Below are 24,234 nucleotides of genomic sequence, written 5' to 3' on the forward strand. Positions count from 1 at the left end.
ATGGCGGATGATGGGTACGACCTTCGGGTCTTGCTGACACGGGCACTTCGCCGGATTCAGGAGTTGGAGACACGGCCGCAGCACGAACCGATCGCGGTCATCGGTATGGGCTGCCGCTTCCCGGGCGGCGCCGAAAGCCCGCAGCAGTACTGGGAACTGCTCTTCTCGGGCCGCGGCGCGATCGTCGATGCGCCGGAAAACCGTTGGCCGGTAGCGGATTCGGCGCCTCGGCGGGCGCGACGGCGGGCTGGTCTGCTCACCGGGCCGATCGATGCCATGGACACGGAGTTCCTCGGCGTCGCGCCGCGGGAAGCGGCATCGATGGATCCGCAACAGCGTCTGGTGCTCGAAGTCGCCTGGGAGGCAATGGAAGACGCCGCGCTGGTGCCGGACGGGCCGGCCGCGGCACGCACCGGCGTGTTCCTCGGCGTCAGCTGGCAGGAGTACCAGCGCACGATCACGCCGGACTGGGTGAGCTCGGTGGACGCGCATACGCTCACCGGAACGATGTCGAGCATCGTGGCCGGGCGGGTGTCCTACGTGCTCGGGTTGCGTGGACCGGCGGTGGCGATCGACACGGCGTGTTCGTCGTCGCTGGTGGCCGTGCACCAGGCGTGTCGCAGTCTGCGTGCGGGGGAGTGCGAGGTGGCGCTGGCGGGCGGGGTGAATCTGCTGCAGTCCGAGCTCACTTCCGAGGCGCTGGCCCGGATGGGCGCGCTCTCACCGGACGGACACTGTCGTCCCTTCGACGCGCGGGCGAACGGGTATGTGCGTGGCGAAGGCGCGGGTGTCGTTGTCCTGAAACCGCTCTCCAGGGCGCTCGCCGACGGCGACCCGATCCGGGCGCTCATCCGAGGCTCGAGCGTGAACCACGACGGTCGTTCCATGGGATTGACCGCGCCGAACCCGACCGCGCAACGCGAGTTGCTGCGTGACGCGCTGGCCGACGCAGGATGCGCCGCCGATCAGGTCGGCTACGTCGAGACGCACGGCACCGGTACGCCACTGGGCGATCCGATCGAGATCGAGGCGTTGTCCCAAGTCCTGGGCGCGCCGCGCGCGGACGGGTCGGTCTGCCTGCTGGGTTCGGTCAAATCCCGGATCGGTCACCTCGAAGCGGCGGCAGGCATCGCCGGGCTGATCAAGACGGTGCTGCAACTGGAGCACGAACGCATTCCGCGGCAGCACGAATTCGCCACGATGAACCCCAAGATCGCGCTCGACGGCACGGCGCTGGCGGTGCCGACCGACGATGTCGCATGGCCACGCACCGACCGGCCACGGCTGGCGGGAGTGAGCTCGTTCGGGTTCGCTGGCACCAATGCGCACGTGCTCCTGGAGCAGGCGCCCGAACCGGCGCCAGCCGTGGACCCGCAAGAGCCTGCGCTGCTTGCTCTTTCGGCGCGGACCGCGTCCGCGCTCGACGAGCTCTCGCGGCGCTACGTCCAGCATTTGGACCGGACACAGTTGCCGCTCGCCGACATCGCCGCCACCGCGACGCTCGGGCGCTCGCATTTTGTGCACCGGCGCGCAATCGTTGCGCGGACGGCCGCGGAGGCGGCGCGAAAACTCGCAGGCCCTTCTGGTCGGTCGACCGACCTGGAATCTGGGAAACCGCTGGTCGCGATGCTTTTCACGGGGCAAGGAGCGCAGTACGCGGGGATGGGCGCGGCGCTCGACCGCAGATATCCGGCTTTCCGCGCGGCGCTGGACCGCTGTGACGACATCCTGGGACCGCTTCCTGGCGGATTGCGTTTGCGGTCGGTGCTGTTCGACGCGAACGACGAGATGCTGACCCGCACCGAGTACGCGCAACCTGCCCTGTTCGCGATCGAATGGGCGTGTGCCGAACTGTGGGCGGCGTGTGGCGTTCGCCCCGATATCGTGCTCGGGCACAGCCTCGGTGAGCTGGTGGCCGCGACCGTGGCGGGGGTTCTCGACCTGGAGGCCGGGCTGCGTCTGGCGGCTGAGCGCGGTCGGCTGATGCAGGCGGTTGCGCAGCAGGGGGCGATGGCGGCGGTCTTCGGCAAACCCGGCGAGTTCGAAGCGCTGCTGCACGAATTGACGGCGGAGGTGGCCGTCGCGGCGGTCAACGGCCCGGGACAGTTCGTCGTCTCCGGGACGGCGGAGGCGGTGCGCCGGATCCTGACGGATGCTGCCCAGCGGTCGATTCGCTCGGTGATGTTGCCCGGCAGCACGGCATTCCACTCGCCGCTGCTGGATCCGGTGCTGGACGAGTTCCAAGCCCGGGTCGCCGCGCTGGTCCCCGCGCCGCGAGCGGCGGCGATTCCGCTGGTGTCGAACGTGACCGGCACGCGGATCGAGGCCGGGTTGGACGCCGCGTACTGGCGTGCGCATGCCCGCGGCACGGTGCGGTTCGCCGACGGCGTGCGGTCGGTGGCCGACTTCGGCGTGGACGCGTATGTCGAGGTGGGACCGCATCCGGTGCTGCTGGAGTTCGGTCGCCAGGCCGACCCGGACGCTCTGTGGGTGCCGAGTATGCGCCGGACGTCCACCGACGACGAGTTGCTGCTCACCGGGATCGGCGAGATGTATTGCGCGGGCGCGGATATCGACTGGACATCGGTTATTCCGCCACAAGCGCGGCGGCGCAACGGGCTGCCCACCTACCCCTTCGAACGAGAGCGGATCACTGTGCCGATCGCGGGCGCGACCTCGAACACCGGATACCTCGCCGAGCACCGGTTCCGGGACCAGGCCGTGGTGCCCGCCGCTTATCTCGCGCTGCGCGCGTTGCGTGCGAACGGGGGCACGAACCGTGAACTCGTCGACTTCGTCGCGGCTCGGCCGGTGCCACTGGAGGAATTGGCCGACCCGGTCGTGTCCGGTGCGGATGGGCGCGTCGATGTTCGATTCCAGGTCGACAACGGCGCGCGCACAGCGGCTTCCGGATCGGTGCAGGCCGCCACGTCGAATCGACCGCGTGACTCCAACGAACTGGCCGCGGCACTGCACACGCCGTCCACCGAGTGGGAGGTCGCGGATTTCTATCGCCGCTGCGCGGACGCGGGGTTGAGTTTCGGTCCGCGGTTCCGCTGGATCACCCGGCTGCAAGTCACCGACAACAGCGTGCTCGCCGAACTGACCCGCCCAGCGGAACTGGCCGGCGAACCGGACGCCGCACTGGCGTGCCTGCTGGACGCCGCGGTGCAGACCGGTCTTGCGCTGACCGCCCGGCATAGTCATGCGGCGCAGTTGCCGGTTGGCATCGGAAGATTGCGTTTGTCCGGCCAGGAGGCGACGGCGAAGGCGTGGGCGCTGGCCGAACGCACCGGCCGCACGGTCCGCGTCACCGTTTTCGATACCTCGGGTGCGGTGGTTTGCGAGTTCGACGACGTGTGGTTCGCCGTGTCCGGCGCGGCCCGGCAGCCGCAGGATCGAGACCTGTCCGGCCTGATACACCGTCCGACCTGGGAGCCTGCCACGACCTCGGCGAGCGGCCACGGCCCCGATGCGGTCCTGGTGATCGGCGTCGGGCAGCAGGCGGACCGGCTCGCCGCCGCGTTGCGCGCCGCGGGCACCGACGCGGTGGCCGTGGAGCGCACCACTGATCCCGCCGCCTGGCCCGACGGCGACCGGGCGGTGGTCTATCTCGCCGACCTCGAGGCCGACGACAGCGCGGACACCGCGCGCGCGGAGACCGAGTTCGTCCTCGGCGTGGTCCAGGAGATGGCGCGGGTGACCTCCGCCGGCCCGCTGTACCTGGTGACGATGGGGGCCACCGGCGCGCTGCCCGGCGAGCATGTGCGGCCTGCCGCGGCCACGCTGTGGGGGCTGGGCGCGGTGGTGCGCACCGAGCTGCCCGAGCTGCGCTGCCGACTGATCGATCTGCCGGTCGGCGCACGCTGCGGGGACCGCCGCCTGGTCGACGAAATCTGTTCCGATGCATCGGATTCCGCGGTCGTGCTGCGCGGACGCCACCGCTACGTGAAGCGGACGGAGTCGTTCGACGACGGCGGGGGAGTGCTGCGGATCGAGCGCGATGCGGCGTATCTGATCACCGGCGGGCGCGGAGCGCTGGGGTTGACGGCCGCGCGGACGCTGGCCGAGTCCGGTGCGGGCACCGTGGTGCTGGTCGGTCGCAGTGCCCCGGACGCTCGGGTCGAGAGGGAGATGGCCGGGATCGCGGCCCTCGGTACCCGCGTCGAGACCGCGACGGCCGACGTCGCAGACCGAAATGCGCTGTCCGGGTTGCTCGCTCGCTTCGGTGGCGAGCTTCCCCGGCTGGCCGGGGTGGTGCACTGCGCGGGCGTTCTGGACGACGCGATGCTGATCGAGCAGACCTCGGCGCACGTCGACCGCGTGTTCGCTGGAAAAGTCGCGGGGGCCTGGCACTTGCATGAGCTGACCGCGGAACGCTCGCTCGAGCTGTTCGTGTTGTTCTCGTCGGTCAGCGCCACGGTGGGCACGGCCGGACAGGGCAATTACGCCGCGGCGAACGCATACCTCGATGCCCTCGCGCGCCTGCGGCTCGCCGAGGGGCTGCCTGCTGTCAGTATCGCGTGGGGTCCGTGGGCGGGCACCGGCATGGCCGGGGGACTGAGCGACGCGGCCCGCCGGGCCTGGGCACGCCACGGCGTCGCCGAACTCGCCGCCGAGGATGGCGCTCGAGCACTGCGCTCGCTGCTGTCGGCCGAGGGGGTTGTCGCGGTATTCCCCGCTGCCGCGGACACTTCGGCGCAGCAGGAGGCGATTGCCGACGCCGACGACCAGGACATGGAAACCCCGCGCGATGCGGCGGATCTGCTCGAGCTGGTCCGCGCCCACGCCATGACCGCGCTCGGCCGCAGCGCGGCTGTTTCCGATCGCACGCCGCTGCGTGAGCTCGGACTGGATTCGATGATGGCCGTCGAGCTGCGCAATGCGCTCTCCACCGACCTGGGGGTGCGGCTTCCGGCGACCCTGCTGTTCGATCATCCGACCGTGGCCGCGGTGTCCGCAGAAATCGCCCGGCTGGGTGCGCGGTCCGCACGAGACGGCGCCACCCCGCGCCGCACGGCACGGGAGCACGCCGAACAGCGACCGACGCGCACCTCCGAGCAGCTCACGCCCTCCGTATACCCAACTGAACCGCCGGTTACACCAACTACATCCAACGTGTCGCAGCTCACAGATTCTGAATCCGATACCACCGCCGACGATTACGCCGACGCGATCGCGATCATCGGCATGGGCTGCCGTTATCCCGGTGGTGTTCGCGGACCGGCGGACCTGTGGCACCTGCTCACCACCGAGACCGACGCGGTGACGGAGGTGCCCGCGCACCGCTGGGACGTGAACGCCTTTTTCGATCCCGACCCGGACGCCGAAGGCAAGACCTACACGCGCTGGGGCGGTTTCGTCGACGGTGTCGAGGAGTTCGACGCCGGATTCTTCGACATCTCCGTCGGCGAAGCGCGCATGCTGGATCCTCAGCAACGGCTGCTGCTGGAAGCGTCCTGGGAAGCATTGGAACACGCCGGATATCCGGCGAGCCGATTGGAGGGCAGCCGGACCGGGGTCTTCGTCGGTTTGATGTCCAATGACTACGCCGAGCGGATGGCGCGGGCGGATGTGGCGCCCAATGCCTGGTTCGGGACGGGAAATCTGGCCAGTGTCGCCTCCGGACGGCTCTCGTATTTCTTCGGCGCCAACGGGCCGAGTCTGACCGTCGATACCGCCTGCTCGTCGTCGCTGGTGACGGTGCATACCGCGGTGCGTAGCCTGCGCAGCGGCGAATGCGACCTCGCACTGGCCGGCGGCGCCACCGTGGTGCTCACCCCGTCGCTCGACATCTACTTCGCCCGGGCGCGTGGACTGGCCGCCGACGGGCGATGCAAGAGCTTCGACGCGCGGGCCGATGGTGTGGTCTGGAGCGACGGCGCGGGGGTGCTCGTGCTCAAGCGGCTGGCGGATGCCCGGCGGGACGGCGATCGGGTACTCGGGCTGGTGCGCGGGTCGGCGGTCAACTCCGACGGTCGCAGCCAGGGGCTGAGCGCGCCGAATGGTCCGGCGCAGGAGCGGGTCATCCGAGCGGCGCTCGCGGACGCCGCGGTCGAGGCCGCGGAGATCGACTACGTCGAGACCCACGGCACCGGCACCGCTCTCGGCGACCCGATCGAGGTGAACGCGCTCGCCTCCGTGCTGGGCGACGGCCGCACCGAGGCCGCACCGCTGTGGATCGGTTCGGTGAAGTCCAATCTCGGGCACACCCAGGCCGCGGCCGGTATCGCCAACATCATCAAAGTGATCGAGTCGATGCGGCACGAGCGCATCCCCGCCTCGCTGCACTTCCGGTCGGGTAATCCGCATATCGACTGGGATTCCGTCGCCGTCCGCGTGGTTGCCGAGGAGCGGCCATGGCGGCGTTCGCGGCGGCCACGCCGGGCGGGTGTGAGCGCGTTCGGGATCAGCGGAACCAACGCACACGTGGTGATCGAGGAGGCGCCGCCCGCGCCGGAAGCGGGTCCGGTCGACGATGCCGGACCGCACCTGCTGGTTCTCTCGGCCAAGAGCGCCGACGCGCTGCGCGAGCTGGCTGCCCGATACCGGGATTTCCTGGCCGCGCAACCCGAGACGGGGCCGGCGGATGTGTGCGCCTCGGCCGCGCTGGGCCGGACGCATTTCGGCGAGCGGGTGGCGATCACATTCGATACGGCGGCACAACTGCGCGCGGCGCTCGACAATGTCGCCTCCGGGATCGCCGCGAGCGCATCGGTCGCCGATCTGGCCGAGTCGAGCGATGCGGGCGACCTCGCCCGCCGGTATGTGGGTGGAGCCGAGATCGACTGGGGAAAGGTCTATTCCGATCGTCCGCGGCGCCATGTGGACTTGCCGACCTACCCGTTCCAACGCAAGAGGCACTGGCTCGAACTCGCGTCGCGGCCGGATGCCACGCCGCCGTCGCGCGCCCTGCGGGTCGCTCCGGAGATGTTCGCGGGGCACCGGCTACGCGGCGTGCCGACCGTGCCCGCGGCATGGCTGTGCACCCAGTTGAGCGACATTGCCGCCCAGCTGCCCGGAGCATGGGGTGTCACGAAGCTGCGGCTGCTGACGCCGTTGGAAGTCACCGCCGAAGCGACGGTGCGGGTCATGCTCGATCCCGGCTCGGACGGATACGACGTGCGAATCGTCCGCGCCGACGAAACTTCGATCGCGCACGCGAAACTCACTGTCGTGAAACCGGATTCGTCCGATGAAACAGCGGAGGGCGCGGCACCGGCCGAAGCGGATGCGCGGGTATGGCCCGCCTACTACGAGAAGCTGGCGCGGCTGGGGCTGCACTTGGACGCCGGCTACCGCTGCGCCACCGAGTTCCGGCGCATCAGCGACACCGAGGCCGAGGCCGTGTTCCGGTTGCCCGAGCACGACGCGGCGACACTCGATCCGATCCTGCTCGACGCCTGCCTGCACACCGTCGTGCAGACCGGCGCGTCGGCGGACGCGCTGTTCTTACCATCGGCTATAAATCGTGCTCAATTGTTCGGCAGGCCGACTGTCGGGGATACGACCGTCAAGTGCCGAGTGCGGGTGACCGAACGCGGCGGGCGGGTCATCGTCGGTGACACCACACTCCGAAGCGCGTCCGGGCAACTGCTCGCGCGCCTGACCGGGGTGTGCCTGCTCGCCGCTCAGACGGCGAAAGTCGACGCAGCCGAAGTGGAGTCGTCCAGGCTTGCGCGGCTGCTGCATCACGTCGACTGGGTGCCCGCGGAGAACGACGCGCCGGTCCGAGGCAAGAGCGCGGCTCGCTGGCTGATCTTCAGTGACGGAGCGGTCGGCGACACCGTCGCCGCCGGACTGGCCGCGCGCGCAGCGCAGACCGTGGTCGTCCGCCCCGAGGACATCGACGACCCGGCATCTGCGATCGGTTCGGGCATGGCCGAGGCGAGTTCGGCGCACGGCATCGTTTTCGCCTGGACCGGCGCCGCCTCGCAGACGCGCATCGACGCCGCCCTGCGGCTGGTCCGTGCGCTGGACGTGTCCGGGCGTGCGCCCGCGGCACTATGGCTGCTCACCGTGAACGCGCAGCGCGTCGCCGCCGCCGACCGGCCTGACCCCGATCAGGCTCTGCTGTGGGGGTTCGGGCGCACGCTGGCGACCGAACACCCCGAGTTCGGCTGCCGGTTGCTCGACCTGCCGGAGGCATTCGCGGACGGCACGCTGATCGCCGACGGAATACTCGGCGGACGCGAGGCCGGCGAGTTCGCGATCCGCGACGGCCGTTGGCTGGTCGCGCGCCTCGCGGCCGGCCCCGCGCCCGCCGACGACTACCGTTTGGTCGCACACCGTTCCGGCGAGTTCGACAAGCTGCGATTGGATTCCGTCGCTCGACGCGCACCCGGAACCGGCGAGGTCGAGATCGCCGTCGCCGCCTCCGGTGTCAACGCGCACGACATCTGGGTCGCTGCCGGCTTACATCCGGACGCCGCCGCGGCGTTGGGTGCGGAATGCGCGGGACGCGTCCTGGCCGTCGGTGCGGATGTGGTGGATTTCGCGGTCGGCGACCGCGTTGTCGCGCTGGCAGGAGAGAGTTTCGCCCGCCACGTGACGGTGGATCATCGTCTGGTCGCCGCGCTGCCGGAGCAGCTGTCCTTCGCCGAAGGCGCGACAGTGCCGTTCGCTTTCACCACCGCCTGGCACGCGCTGTTCGACGTCGGTGAGCTGCGCGCGGGTGAGCGGGTTCTCGTGCACGCGCCCGCCGACGGGATCGGTATGGCCGCGGTTGCGCTGGCCACGCACGCGGGCGCGCAGGTGTTCACGACGGCGGCGCTGCGGCGCTGGGCCGGCAACGCGGGTCTGCCGGTCGCCCAGATCGATGTGTGGCGTGACCATGAGCTGGCCGAGCGCGTGCGGGTGGCGACCGCGGGGCGGGGGCTGGATGTCGTCGTGCATGCTCTCGCCGGGGAATTCGTTACGCGAGGTGCCGAAATCCTCGGTCCGGGTGGGCGATTCGTGGATGTCATCGATCCGGTGCAAACCCGTGTGGGCGGGCGTCACGATATCGATCACCGCGAATTCGATCCGGCCGCCGTCGACCCGCAGCGTCTCGGCGTGATCCTGCGGACCGTGATGGCGCTGTTCGAGCAGGGCGCCTTGCATGCGCTGCCGCACGCAGTGCACGGCATCGACGACGCCGCCAAGGCATTTCGTGCCATGTCCCAGCGCGATCACCCTGGTCGCGTCGTGCTGCTCGGCAGGGATGCCACGCCGGCGGCTGCTGGGCACGGTGACCGGCTCACCGACGGCACCTACCTGGTGACGGGCGGGTTCGGTGGTCTCGGCGCGGCGGCCGCCCGCTGGCTGGCGGCCCGCGGGGCAGGGCATCTGGTGCTGGTCGGCCGACGCGCGCCGGACGCGGACGGTGCGCAGCTGCTGGAATCGTTGCGCGCGAGCGGTGTTCGCGTGGCGGCGCGCCAGGCGGATGTGAGCGACCGTGCGGCTGTCGCGGCGCTGCTGCGGAGCATCGAGGAGGCCGGGTTCCCGCCGCTGCGCGGTGTGGTCCACTGCGCGGGCGTGCTCGACGACGGCGTGGTGACCGAACAGTCATGGGCGAGATTCGAGACCGTGCTCGGGCCCAAATATCACGCGGCGCGCCACCTCGACGAGCTCACTCGCGACCAGCCGCTCGACCTGTTCGTCACCTATTCGTCCGTGGCGGGCGTGCTCGGCACGCCCGGTCAAGCGAACTACGCGGCGGCCAACGCGGCGTTGGACGCGTTGGCTTGGCGGCGGCGTGCCGAGGGACTGCCCGCGTTGAGCATCGCGTGGGGGCCGTTCGCCGACGTGGGCATGGCCGCCGACCGATCGGACATCACCGCCCGGCTCACCCGGCGCGGGCTGCCGCCGCTGCATGCGAGCGACGCGGACACAGCGCTGGATCACCTCGTTCGGCTGGACAACGCCACACCCGGCGTCTTCGATTTCGTGCCACAGCGGTGGTATGCGAGCTCGAGCAGGCTCGAAACGGCCAGGACGGCGGTCCCGGCGACCGCTACAGCGACAGCCATTCCCCGGAAGGTTTCGACGACGCCGACGACGATGCCGCGATCGAAAGCGCCGAACGATTCCGCCCCGTGGGAGACGATCGTGCAGCGTGTCGCGATGCGAGTACTCGATCGCGCGAGCGAGCTCGATCCCGATCTGCCGCTGCACGATACGGGCGTCGACTCGCTCACCGGGATGGAGCTGCGTGCCGCGCTGGCCGCCGAAATCGGGATGCCGTTGCCCGCCGGACTCGTTTTCGACTATCCGACCGTGCGCGACATCGCTCGGTTCTTGCAGCGCAAGGGTGCACCGGCGCCGACCGGGGTCACCGAGTCGACTGGACCGGGCGATGGTCGTGTGGTCGAGTCGGGCGCGCTGGAACGGCCGGTGTCGGCCACGCCAGAACGCCCGGTTTCGGCCACGCCGGAGCCGACAGTGGCGGCCATGCCGGAAGCGCTGATCTCCGCCGCGCCGCAACGACGAATGTCCGCCGCGACGGAAGCGCCGATCTCAGCTACGGCACCTCCGACGTCAACTGACGCGAAACCCACACTGCGGGCCACGCCGGAACCACCGGTCACCGCCGCTCCGGAACGACGAGCGTCGGCCACACCGGAACGATCGGTGTGGGCCATGGCGGAACGACCGGTGTCGGCCACGCTGGAACGACGAGCTTCGGCCGACGCGAACAACTCGGCGCGGCAACGTGATTCCGTATCAGAGGCGACCGGCCACGCGGTGCGCACCGAGGGCGCGTCCGACGATGGCGACCGGCTCGGGACCGACGACCCGATCGTGATCGTCGGCATGAGCTGCCGGTTCCCCGGCGGCGTCCGTACACCGGAGGGATTCTGGGATCTGCTGTGGCAAGGCCGCGACGCGATCACCGAGGTGCCACCGCAGCGCTGGAACATCGACGCCTATTACGATCCGGACCCTGCTGTGCTCGGCACGATGTACACCCGCTGGGGCGGGTTCATCGACGGCGCCGACGAGTTCGATCCGGCGTTCTTCGGCATCGGCGCGGCCGAGGCGCGTGCCATGGATCCGCAGCAACGCCTGCTGCTGGAGACCAGCTGGGAGGCGCTGGAGCGCTCCGGCCGCGCACCGGGCGGCCTGGCGGGCAGCCGCACCGGCGTGTTCGTCGGCCTGTGCTTCAGCGAGTATCCGGGAACACCCACCCAAGCCCCGAATCCGGCGGCGATCGGCGCGTACTCGGTGATCGGTTCGGCACCGAGCGTCGCGGCCGGGCGGCTGGCCTACGCGCTCGGGCTGCAGGGTCCGGCGGTGACGCTGGATACGGCGTGTTCCTCCTCGCTGGTGGCGCTGCAGTCGGCCTGGGACGGATTGCGCGCGGGTCGTTGTGATCTGGCGCTGGTGGGCGGCGTCAATCTGCAATTGGCGCCGGAGACCACCATCGGTTTCTGCCGCCTCGCATCCTTGTCGCCCGATGGCCGGTCGCGGGCGTTCGACGCCGACGCCAACGGGTACGTCCGCGCCGACGGTTGTGGCGTGCTGGTGCTGACCCGGCTGTCGGAGGCCCGCCGCAATGGTGACCGGGTGCTCGCGGTGGTCCGCGGGGTCGCGGTGAATCACGACGGACGATCCAATGGTCTGACCGCGCCCAACGGTCCGGCCCAGCAACGCGTTATCGCCGACGCGCTGGCCCGGGCGGGCGTCCAGCCGGACGCGGTGGACTACGTCGAGACGCATGGCACGGGCACGCCACTCGGCGACCCGATCGAGGCCACTGCGTTGGCCGAGGTGTACGGCGTGGGCCGCACGCAGCCGCTGTTGATCGGGTCGGTCAAGACCAATATCGGGCACACCGAAGGGGCCGCGGGTGTCGCGGGCGTCATCAAGGCCGTGCTCATGTTGCAGCACGGCCGGATCCCGCCGAGCCTGCACTTCCACACACCGAACCCGCTTATCGATTGGGCGGACGTGCCGCTCGAGGTGGTGCGCGAGCCACGGGAGTGGCCGCGGAGCGGAAACGAGCCGACGATAGGTGTCAGCTCATTCGGTATGAGCGGCACGAACGCGCACGTCATCCTGGGGCAGGGTGATCCGGCGCCCGTGCGGCGACCCGGTACGCCGAACGCGCAGGTGCTCGTGCTCTCGGCCCGCAACGAAGCCGCGCTGACCGCCGCGGCACGGCAGTGGTCGGACGAAAGTGCGTCGGGAGAAGCTGATTTCGGCGATCTCGCCTACACGGCCGCCACCGGACGCACGCATTTCGAAGAGCGGCTGGCAGTGGTCGCCGACATCGGCGCGGACGCGGCGCAGGTTCTGCGCGACGCGAAGGGTATCCGCGGGCGGGTGGAGCGGGCCGCGACCGCGAAGGTGGCGTTGCTGTTCACCGGACAGGGGTCGCAGTACCCGGGTATGGCGCGGGAATTATTCGATTCCGAACCGATCTTCCGTGACGCGCTGCGACAGTGCGACGCGGTGCTGGGACCGATCGAGGATGGCATCGGCCTGCTGGACGCCTTGTACGGCGACCACGATCCTGGTCTGCTGCGGCGGACGGTGTTCACCCAGCCAGCGCTGTTCGCGGTCGAGTGGGCGCTGTGGGAGCTGTGGCGAGCATGGGGGATCACCCCGGCCGCGGTGCTCGGGCACAGCGTCGGGGAGTACGTCGCCGCCTGCGCGGCTGGCGCCATGACGATGGAGGACGCGCTGCGGCTGATCGCCGTGCGTGGCAGGCTGATGCAGCGCCTTCCGGACGGTGGCGGGATGCTGGCCGTCGACGCCTCTGCCGACCAGATCGCGCCGTTGGTGGCGCGGTATGAGTCCGCGGTAACGATCGCCGGATACAACGGACCGGCCCAGGTGGTCGTCGCGGGACCGGGTTCGGCGCTCGACCTTCTTCTGGATGACCTGTCTTCCCATGGAATCCGTGCCACACCGCTCACGGTCTCGCATGCGTTCCATTCCCCGGCGATGGACCCCATCCTCGACGATCTCACCGCGGCGGCGGCGCGCGCGGCCTTGACCGATCCGGCGATCCCGCTGGTCTCGAACCTCACCGGTGCGCCGCTGCGGGCGGGGGAGTTGACCCCGGACTACTGGGCGCGCCACGCGCGCCGACCGGTGCGCTTCGCCCAGGGCATGCAAGCCATGGCCGGACTGGGGATCGACACGTTCCTCGAAATCGGTCCGCAACCGACCTTGTCCACGCTCGGTGGTCGTGTGCTGGGCGACTCGGCGCGGTTCGTCGCGTCGCTGCGCCGCGGGCACGGTGACCGCGAGACGATGATGACGGCGCTCGCGCACCTGTATGTCGGTGGCGTGCCGGTGAACTGGGACCAAGTCCACCGGCCGCACGGCCGCCGGAGGGTGCCTGCGCCGACGTATCCCTTCCAGCGGCAGCGGTATTGGGTCGAGTCCCGGTCCGATGCCGTGGCGCGTCCGGCGGCCAGCGCTCCCACACGCCCGGGCGTTCCCGTCCGGACCGACCTGCCGGGCTCAGTGGTCGATTTCGATCTGACGCTCGGGCCGCATGCCCCGCGCTACCTGGCCGATCATGTCGTCGATCGGGATGTCGTCGTGCCGGGCGCCTGGTTCGTTTCCACCATCGCCGCCACCGCGCGCGAGCTGCGCACTGGAGAAGTCGTCGCGATCGACGACCTCGTGATCACCAGCGGCCTGACGCTGACCGGACCTCAACCGGTGCGGGTGCGGTTCGAACCGAGCACCGACGGTTTCGCCGTACTGGTGACGGCCGAGACCGCCGAGGGACCGCGCGTCCACGCACGCGCCCGCGTGCTCGCCGGACAGCACCGGCTCCCGGCCGGTGCGAGCCGGGCGGACATTCTCCGACGCTGTCCGGATCACCTTGCCGGAGCGGACTTCTACGCACTTCTGGCCGCCGCGGGCCTGCCCTACGGCCCGGCGTTCCGCCGTGTCGTGGATGTTCGCGTGGGTGAGCGGGAAGCGCTGGTGACGCTGTCGGATCCCGACACCGACGCCGGTCCCGGCATGGTGCACCCCGTCCTGCTGGACGCGGCGTTCCAAGCCACATACGCGGCGATGTCGCCGCGGGCCTGGGACCACACCTGGGTGCCGTTCGCCGTGGACCGGGTGCTCGTCCCGGCCGGTGCGGGCACCGTTCGATTCGGCCATGTGCGCGTCGTCGAGCAGACGCCACAGCTGTGTGTCGCCGATGTTCGACTGCTCGATGAGGAGGGCTGTCCGGTGCTGGTCGCGGAGGGATTGCGAGTGATGCGGACACCCACGCCGGACCCGGCGCGGCGGCCGTCCGGTCACACCGCGCATGATCGGCCCGCCTCGGACACCTATCGAATCGCCTGGCGGGACGCCGAATCGGCGCTGCCCGGCGCGGCGACCGGACGCTGGTTGGTCCTCGGGACGGGTGAGTTCGCCGATCGCCTCGCCGAGACGCTGCGGGCGCGCGGCGCTGACTGCGTGCTGGCCCGGCCCGGGCGCGGTTTCGCGTTCCGCTCCGAGGACGAGTTCGAGGTCGATCTCGGTGTGCCCGCTGCGGTGCGTGCGCTGCTCGGCGCTGTGAGCGACGGCCGCACACCGTTGCGCGGGATCGTCTCCGCGGTCGCGTTGCCGACTGCTGACGCACCCGCGCCTGCACATGCGGAAAGTCTGGTGGTGGGCGCGCTGCACCTCGTGCAAGCCGCCGCGCTCGCGGGGGAGCCCGCGGTGTGGCTGCTCACGCGTGACGGTCAGCGGGTCGATCCGCCCGATCGGGTGGCGCCGGAGCAGTCCGCGCTGTGGGGTTTCGCTCGCAGCGCGCAGCTCGAGCAACGCGAAATGGGCTGCCGGATCATTGATCTGGACTGGCAGGCCGCGGCGGACGTGGTGGTCGACGCCCTTGTCGTGCCCTCGGGGCCACGGCAGCTCGCACTGCGCGGGGGACGCTGGCGTGAGCCGCGACTCGTTGCGCTGGACGCGTTGCACGGCGGGGTCGCGTCGATGCTGAACGGCGGTGGGACAGTGCTGATCACCGGCGGTCTGGGCGGTGTGGGGCTACTGGTGGCCCGCTGGTTGGTCGACCGAGGCTGGCGCGAGCTGGTGCTCGGGGGACGTTCGGCACCCGACGAGCAGACGGAGTCGGTCATCGCCGAACTGCGCGGGCGCGGAGCCCGGATCAGCGTGCGATCGCTCGACGTCTCCGATCGCGACGCCGTGGCCGCCACGCTGGATTGGATCGACCGTGACCTGCCGCCGCTGGCCGGGGTGGCGCATCTGGCCGGTCTGCTCGATGACGGGGTGATCGCCGAGCAGACGGCGGCGCGCGTCGGGCGGGTGCTCGCGCCGAAGACGTTCGGCGCTTGGCACCTGCACGAGTTGACCGAGTCCCGCTCTTTGCGGTTCTTCCTGCTGTTCTCCTCGGCCGCGGGCGTGGTCGGCTTGCCCGGTCAGTCGAGTTACGGCGCCGCCAACGCCTTCCTCGACGGCCTGGCCGAGCTGCGGCACGTGGTGGGAACGCCCGCGCTGTCGATCGCGTGGGGTCCGTGGGCGGGCACCGGGATGATGGAACGGCTGACCAGCGGCGAGGTGGAGCGGCTGGCCCGGCGCGGCTATGGCCTATTACACCCCGATCAGGCCCTCGAAACGCTGTCTCATGTCTTCGATTCAGCAGTGGCGGGCGCGGTCACCACCCTTCCGCTCTTGCCGCCCGCGGCTGGTGCCGACGCGCCGGACGTGCTGTTGGATACGGTCGCGCCGGCTCCGGCGTCCGCTATCGAAGATCCTTCGGCCGCAGCAGATTTCACCGGACTCGCCGCCGAGATGGAGGCGCTGGTGCGGCGCTGCCTCGGACTGGGTCCGGAGGCCGATCTCGATCGCCCACTGCACGAACTCGGGTTGGACTCGGTCGCGGCCCTCGAGATCCGCGACGAACTGTCGCGCTCGAGCGGGCATCGGCTGCCCGCGACGCTGGCCTTCGAGTACCCGACACCGCAGGCGGTCCTCGATCTGCTGGTGCAGTTGGGGACGACACGGGCGTCCGCTCCGGCGTCGAAGGAGGTGCATGGTGATTCGCCTCTGCGCACGGTAGCGCGAACGCCCGCTCCCGCGGTATACGGCACCGGAGCTTCCGCGAACGCCGCCCACGCACTCGGTGATGGGACGACTGCGACATCCAACCGGTCGATCACACCTGTGCACGAGCCTGCGACGAACGGCGCGCCGAACCATCGCGGGAACGAGCCCGCGACGAACGGCGGGCCCGGCCATCGCGGAGACGATCCCACGACGACTGGCGGGCCCGGTCACCGCGGACTAGTTGACGACGCAAGCCAGCAGCGAACGCCGGAGCAACCGAACCAGCAGCGCCCTGTGGTCGCCGAACGCGCAGCGGCCGACTCGCCGACGGCCCACGTGGCGCCGGGTGCGATGGCTGATTCGAGCTCCGGTTACCGCGCCGAAGCGGTAGGGGATATCGCGATCGTGGGTGTCAGCGGCCGCTACCCCGGTGCGGACGGACTCGACGAGTACTGGCGAGTGCTGGTAGAAGGGCGCGACTGCATCACCGAAATCCCCGTGGAGCGCTGGGATCATTCCCGGTACTTCGTCCCGGATCGGCACAACCCGTTCACCTCCTACACCAAGTGGGGCGGGTTCCTCGACGACGTCGACTGTTTCGATCCGCTGTTCTTCGCCATCTCGCCGCGCGAGGCGGAAGTACTTGACCCGCAGGAACGACTGTTCCTGCAAACCGCGTGGGCGGCATTGGAAGACGCCGGGCACACCCGAGCCGACCTGGCCCGCGGCGGTCTGCGGCCCGAGGAAGCCGGTGTGTTCGTCGGCGTCATGTGGGGCACCTATCAGATGTTCGGCGCCGAGGAGTCCCGGCTCGGGCGCGGCACGCTGCCCGGGTCGACGTTCTGGAGCATCCCGAACCGGGTGTCGCACGCGCTCGATTTCCAGGGGCCGAGTATGGCGGTGGACACAGCGTGCTCGTCCTCGCTGACCGCCTTGCATCTGGCCTGCCAGAGCTTGCGCACCGGCGAATGCCGGCTGGCCGTGGTCGGCGGGGTCAACCTGTCGCTGCATCCGTACAAGTTCGTCGCCCTGAGTCAGGGCCAGTTCGCCTCCACCGACGGCCGCTGCCGTTCCTTCGGCGCGGGTGGGGACGGATACGTGGCCGGTGAGGGTGTCGGGGCGATGGTGCTACGGCCGCTGGCCGACGCCGAAGCCGATGGCGACACCATCTACGGCGTCATCAAAGGCACCGCGGTGAACCACGGCGGCCGGGTCAACGGATTCACGGTGCCGAACCCGGCCGTGCAGGCGGCGGTGATCCGCTCCGCGCTGCGCGCCGGCGGCGTCGACCCGGCCTCGGTGTCCTACATCGAGGCGCACGGCACCGGCACCGCCCTGGGTGATCCCATCGAAATCGCGGGCCTGGCCAAGGTATTCGGCGATGCCGGGGTGGCCGAGCTGCCGATCGGTTCGGTGAAGTCCAATGTCGGCCATCTCGAGGCCGCGGCCGGTGTCGCGGCGTTGACCAAGGTGCTGTTGCAGCTGCGCCACGAGACCATCGCGCCGTCGCTGCACGCCACGCCGCCCAATCCGAATATCGACTTCGCGGCCACACCGTTCCGGATCCCGACCAGCCCGCGGCCGTGGCCGTCCGGTGATCCGTCCCGGCCGCGGCGGGCCACGGTCAGCTCGTTCGGCGCGGGCGGCGCCAACGCCAACGTGGTGATCGAAGAGTACGTGGATCGGCGAGCGGAGACCCGGTTCAGTGGCGGTCAGGTAGTTCCGGTGTCGGCGCGAGACTCCGATCGGCTCGTGGATTACGTTGCCGCACTGGATCGTTTCCTTGCCGGGCAACAGCCGAACCTCGCCGATCTGGCCTACACCATGCAGGTCGGCAGGCAGCCGGGCCGCGCTCGCGCCGCGTTCGTCGCCCGTGACATCGACCAGTTGCGCGGCGCCGTTCGCGCCTGGGTCGATAACGCGCCTGGCGCGCGGGATTGCCGGGACGCGGCCGAAGACTCGCGGATCGCGCGCTGGCTCGGCGGCGGCGACATCGACTGGTCCAGCGTGCGCGATCCCGGGCCTCGCCGACGCATTTCCGCGCCGACCTACCCGTTCGCCCGTGAGCGGTACTGGATTCCGGATGTAGCGCCCGCGCCGGAATCCACTCCGGCACAGCTCACGCACGCCGCGCCGACTACGCCGGTGCAGGCGCAGCCCACGCCAGTACATGCGTATGCACCTGCCGCGGAGTCCACACGAGTGCAGCAGCTTGCGCAGTCCGCATCGGTGTACCAGCCCACGTCGAACGCGCAACCTAACCAGACCGCGCAGTCCGCTCCGGTACCGCAGCCCACGCCCACGGCGCAGCCTGCTCCCGCAGCAGTGCAGCCTGTGCCCGGCGCGGGCCCCGGACCGGCGCGGCAGCTTGCGCGGACGGACCGGCGGCTCCTGGTTCCGGTTTGGCGGGAACTCCCGCCGGCCGCCGGTGATCTGCGTTCTCGGCGCACCCTCGTGATCTACGACGCGAGGACCCCGCACCCACTGGTCGAGGCACTGACTGCCGCGGCCGGTGATCCGGGACGCCTGGTCCGGGTCGCGCAGGCACCGGGTGGTTTGGACCGCGACGACTTCGACGCGGGCGCACGGCTCGGCCGGGAGTTGATGGCACGCTATCCCGACACCGATTCGGTGATCGATCTGTGCGACCTTGCCCCGGCCCCGGGCGGCCGAGCGACCGGCGACCTCGGACGGATGGGCCTCTACCAGGGCGTTATCGAGACACGGACAGGTTCCCTCGCGCTCATTCACCTGGCCGCGGGGCACCCCGGCGCCGACGGTCCGGAATCGGCGCCGCTGGGTGGCCTGGCCGCCGCGCTGGCCGAGGAGATCCGCGGCGTGCGCACGCGCGGCGTCCATCTCGTCGCCGAGCGCGAGGCGGCGTGCGCGGACCCGGCTCGGATACTGGAGATCCTCGGCGCGGAATGCGCGGCCGATGACGGCGCACCGCGAGTGCGGTACCGCGGCAGGGTGCGCGAGGCGGTCGAATTCGCGGACGCGACCCCGCGCGACGGTCTCGTCGTCGATCCCGCGCGCACCTACGTGGTGACCGGCGGCACGCGCGGTTTGGGTGCGGAGTTCGCGGCGGCGCTGGTCCAGCGCGGCGCGCGCCGCCTGGCCATCCTCGGACGGGAACCGCTTCCACCCGAGACGGAATGGGACCGGGTAGCCGCTGGATCCGGCCCGGATGCGGACAAGGCGCGGCGGCTGGTCGCGCTCCGTGATCGCGGCGTCGCGGTGCGGACCTACTTCGGCGGTCTCGCCGACGAGGCGGCCTTGACCGGATTCTTCGACCGGGTGCGGCGCGAGCTGGGTCCGATCGGCGGCGTGCTGCACTGCGCGGGAAGCGTATCGACCGAAAGTCCGGCGTTCGTCCGGAAAACCGGCCCCGCCGTCGCGACGGTGCTCGCGCCCAAGCTGGCGGGCACCGCGGCTCTCGCCGACGTGCTCGCCGCCGACCGTCCGGACTTCTTCGTGTTGTTCTCGTCGGTGTCGGCGGTGCTGCCCGGTCTCGCGGTGGGCCTGTCGGACTACGCGATGGCGAACGCGCACCTGGACCGGTTCGCCGAGGCCCAGCATGCCGCGGGACGGACCTGGTTCCGGTCGGTCAACTGGCCGTCGTTCCGCGACACCGGGTTCGGTGAGGTGACGAGCGCGGCTTACCGCGCCACCGGCCTTCCAGCTCTGACTGCCGCGGAAGGATTCGACTTGCTCGACGCCGTGCTGGGTCTGCCACGAACTCCGGTGGTGCTGCCGTATCATGGTGCGGCGCTCCGCCTTTCGACCAGGGCGAGCCAATCCACCGTAGCGGTCCAGCCCGTGGCGCCGACACCTGCTGCCCAACCCGCCGCGAACGGCTCCGGGCAGGCGTATCAGGAACTGCTGCGGATCTTCTCCGACGAATTGAAGCTCGAACCGGCGCGGTTCGAGGGTGACAAGCGGTTCGAGGAGTACGGCGCGGACTCGGTGCTCATCGCCTCGGCGGTGCGCCGGATCGAGCAGGTCGTGGGTCGGCCCTTCGACCCAGCGCTGGTCTTGGAATTCCCGACCTTGGACGCGCTGGCGGGATTGTTGACCGAGCAGTTCCCGGAACGATTCGCCGCTGCGCCGCAACCGGATTCGCCGCGGCAGCCGAGCGCCGCGACCACGCAAAGAAACGACCCGGTCGCGCCGCGGGGCGCGACGACCACCTGGTCCGCCGACGCCCGGCGGGGCAGGGCGGCCGAACCCATCGCCGTAGTCGGCATCGGCTGCCGTCTGCCGGGCGGCGACGATCCGGACTCCTTCTGGCGCATGCTCGCCGCGGGCGGATCCGGTATTCGCGAGGTGGATCCGGCGCGCTGGGATCCAGCGCGGTTCTATCGTCCGACCGGTGGGCCCGGGCTCACCAACAGCAAGTGGGGCGGGTTCGTCGACGGTGTGGATCTGTTCGACCACGAGTACTTCGGGGTCAGCGACGAACAAGCGTGGCAGATGGATCCTTTGCAGCGGCTGCTGCTCGAGACGTCGGTGCTGGCCACCTCCGACGCCGGATACCGCCGCGACGAGTTGGCGGGCAAACGCGTCGGCGTCTACGCGGGCAGCCGCGCGGCCAACTACTTCAACCGGATTCCAGTCGCCGACCGGCACACCATCATCGGCATCGGCCAGAACTTCATCGCGGCCCGGATCTCCGACTACTTCGACTGGCACGCGGGCAATGTCGTGCTCGACAGCGCGTGCTCGTCGTCGCTGCTGTCGGTGCATCTGGCCTGCCAGGCGCTGCGCGCCGGTGAGGTGGACGCAGCGCTGGCGGGTGGCGTGGAGGTGCTGCTCGACGAGATGCCGTTCGTGACGCTCTCGGCGGCGGGTGTGCTCTCGCCGAACGGCAGGTGCGCGACGTTCTCCGAGGACGCAGACGGTTTCGTGCCGGGCGAGGGTGCGGCGCTGCTGCTGCTCAAGCGGCTCGACGACGCGCTCGCCGACGGTGATCGGATCTACGCGGTGCTGCGCGGCTCGGCCATCGGCAACGACGGCCACACCATGGGTATCACGACACCCAACATGCGGGCGCAGATCGAGGTGGTCACTGCGGCGCTCGAGGTGGCGGGGATGTCGCCGGACGCGCTGTCCTACCTGGAGGCACACGGCACCGGAACCATGATCGGCGACCCCATTGAATTGAAGGGACTGGCCACCGTGCTGGGCGACCGGTCGGGCCGCCTGGAGCCCTGCGCGGTCGGCAGCGTGAAAACCAATATCGGCCACCTGCTTTCCGCCGCGGGCATCGCCGGGGCCGTCAAGACGATCCTGGCCGTGCACCATGCGGCGCTGCCGCCGTCGCTGCACTGCGACAACCTCAATCCGCGCTTCCAGTTCGCCGGTTCGCCGCTGCAGGTCAACCGGGAACTGCGCCCGTGGCTGCCCGCCGACGGCAGGCCCCGCGCGGCGGGCGTCAGCTCGTTCGGGTTCGGCGGCACCAATGCCCACCTCGTCGTCGAGCAGGCGCCCGATGGGCATCGGCCGGCACGTCGTCCCCTGGATCCACCTGTCTTCCGCAAGAGGAGCTTCATGCTGCCGAAAACGGTTCCGAGCACACCCACGGAGCCCACGCCACGGTTCGTGGTCCCGATGACGCCGAGTGCCCCGGCGCCGTCGTTCCTGCGCGTGGAGCCGCTGCGATGAGGGGAATCGACCTGGACAGCTTCGCCACCACCCTGCACGCCGACGACCCGGTGGTGCGCGACCATCGCGTGCACGGTGTGCGGATCCTGCCCGGCGTGGTGTATCTCGACATGATCCTGCGCGCGGCGATGGCGGCCGGTTATCGACCCGCCGACCTGACCATCCGGGAGGCGCTGTTCCAGCGTCCGGTTGCCCTCGCCGACGACGGCGCGGTGCGCATCGCGTTCCGGGTGGATCGCCCGACCGGGCGGATCGCCATCGACGTGCAGCGACTCGACCGAGCGGGCGCGCCGTACGGGCCGGTCGATCCGGTCGCGGAATGTGTTCTCGTGCGGTCGGATTCGCCGGTGGAGTCGCTGGCGTCGGATACCGCGGTGGAGTCGGCGCGGGCGCGCGCCATGGCCGAGTTGTACGCGCAGAGCGGCAGCCGTGGCATCGAGCATCGCGATTTCATGCGCGCGACCGGGCATTTCACGCGCACCGGCGACGTTGTCACCGCGGCGATGGGGCTGGGCCCCGAGGCGGCGGCGCACCTGCCCGGCTTTCTGCTGCATCCCACGTTCCTGGATGCCTCGACGATCGTGCCGTTCGTCGATCCGCAACGGTTGGGTGCCGACAACGACAGCGCGTTCATCCCGATCTACTTCGGCGACGTGCACGCCTGGCGTGCAACGCCGGAGGCGGTCTTCGTGCGCGCGTCGGTTCGCGGCGGCGGGCACGGCGGAGACCTGCTCGAAGCCAACGTGGCCCTCTACGCCCCCGATGGGTCGCCGGTGGTGCGCTATCGGCTGACCTCCAAGCGTGTGCGCGGCAGCGCGGACATCCACCGGCTGCTGACACCGACGGAGGTGACGGTGCCACAACAGCCGGTATCACCCGGTTCCGCTCCTGCCAGCCCAATGGCCGCGCAACACGATCCGGCGGCTACCAGCTCGGCACCCGCCGCGCAGTATGGTCCGGGGGCACTGGCCGCGTCGGTGGACGACCCACGCGCATTGATCACCGCCGACCTGGCTGCTCTGGTCGCGGCTGAACTGGGTGTCGATGCTTCCGGTGTCGCCACCGACGTGGGTTTCTATGAACTCGGCTTGGATTCCGGGCGCCTGCTGCGCCTGACCGCCGAACTGGAAGGGCGGGTCGGCGAGCCGCTGTATCCGACACTGCTGTTCGAGTACCAGACCATCGACGCGCTCGCCGGTCACCTCGCCGACACGGTCGGCGCGAAGTATCGGTCCTCCGCGGCCACGGCAGTCCCGGCAACGCCAGCGCTCCCATCCGGTCCAGGTACGGGCGCAGCTGAATCATTCACGGCATCAATGGGACTCGGTTCGGCTCCGCAAGCGGCCGTTCCGACGACAGTGTCGACCGAGCTCGGTTTCGCGCCGCAGGCGGCCGTCCCGGCCACAGGACCAACCGGCACCGGTCCCGTACCACAGGCAGCCGCCCCGATAACCGGACCAGCCGAATTCCGTTCGGCGTCCCGAGCAATCACGCCGGTTGCGGAACCACACAGGCCATTCACATCGTCGGGAACAGGCGGCCCTGCGGCATCCGCCGCAGCGCCGGAGTACACGACCGCGCCCGGGGACGAGCTGGTCACCTTCGGGTTCGACTGGGAACCCGACACCACCGCGCATTCTCGCCGCGAACCGACCAGCCTGCTCGTCTTCGACACGCCCGACCACCCCTACCGCCACGCCGGGGCAGCCGCCGTGGTCCGGGTGCGACCAGGTAGCGAGTTCATTTCCGGTGCAAGCGATTTCGTTGTCGATCCGGCAGACCCACGGCATATGGGACTGCTGGTCGAGCAGCTGACGGCCCGGGGGCTGCGCTTCGACACCGCGGTCTATCTGTGGCCCGAGTCGATCGGCGACGGTGACCCGCGGGAATTGATCGAGCGGGTGTACTTGCCTGTGCGCGATCTCGTGCGTGCGACAGCCGGGGTGTCCGAACCGCCGGTGCGGCTGGTGCTCGCTGTCACGCACGCGACACCCGCGGGTGAGCTGAGCTGCGCGCTTCTGGCTGGTTTCGCGCGCACGCTGCGTCTGGAGCAGCCCCAGCCGATCCTGCGCGCCGTGCAGTGCGAGCCGACGGCGGCGATCGATGACATCGTGGCCGCCGAACTGGGTGTGGAGGAACGCGACCCGGCCACCGAGATCCGCTATCGCGGCGGACGACGCGAGATCCGGCTGCCCAGCCTGCGGACGGACTCCGCGGGCACTGCCGGCGATGCGGTGCTGCGGACGGGATCGGTCGTCGTGGTGACCGGCGGGTTCGGCGGCATCGCCCGGCATCTGGCGCGCCGTCTCGCTACCGACTACGGCGCGCGTCTGGTGCTCGTGTCGCGTCGCCCGCTCGACGCGGCAGGCGCTGGTCTGCTCGCCGAACTCAACGACCTCGGCGCCGAAGCGGTGCATGTGCGAGCCGACGTGTCGATCGGCGAGGACGCCGAGCGTGTCGCCGCGATCGCCCACGCCACATTCGGTCCGGTCGACGTGCTCTACCACGGCGCAGGACAGCTGCGCGACGGGCTGGTGTCCGGCACCGGCCGCGACGAAGCGG

The 24,234-nt window shown here is 70.5% G+C and carries 2 protein-coding genes (1 of these 2 cut by a window edge); both read left to right on the plus strand.

Translation table 11 applies throughout. The features are described 5' to 3' along the window. The gene (locus AB0M45_RS30045; protein WP_364336129.1) at window positions 1–21,672 is read left to right on the plus strand and encodes an SDR family NAD(P)-dependent oxidoreductase; all 21,672 of its coding nucleotides are present in this window, start codon (window positions 1–3) and stop codon (window positions 21,670–21,672) included. Then, a protein-coding gene (locus AB0M45_RS30050) for an SDR family NAD(P)-dependent oxidoreductase (protein WP_364336131.1) crosses the window boundary here: on the plus strand, window positions 21,669–24,234 show its 5' portion. Its footprint extends 10,268 nt past the window's final position; only the first 2,566 of its 12,834 coding nucleotides appear in the window; it begins with the start codon at window positions 21,669–21,671; the stop codon falls past the right edge of the window. The genes AB0M45_RS30045 and AB0M45_RS30050 overlap by 4 nt, the downstream gene beginning before the upstream one ends.

The organism is Nocardia sp. NPDC051787 (assembly GCF_040681325.1).
In the GTDB taxonomy this organism is placed as follows: Bacteria; Actinomycetota; Actinomycetes; order Mycobacteriales; family Mycobacteriaceae; genus Nocardia.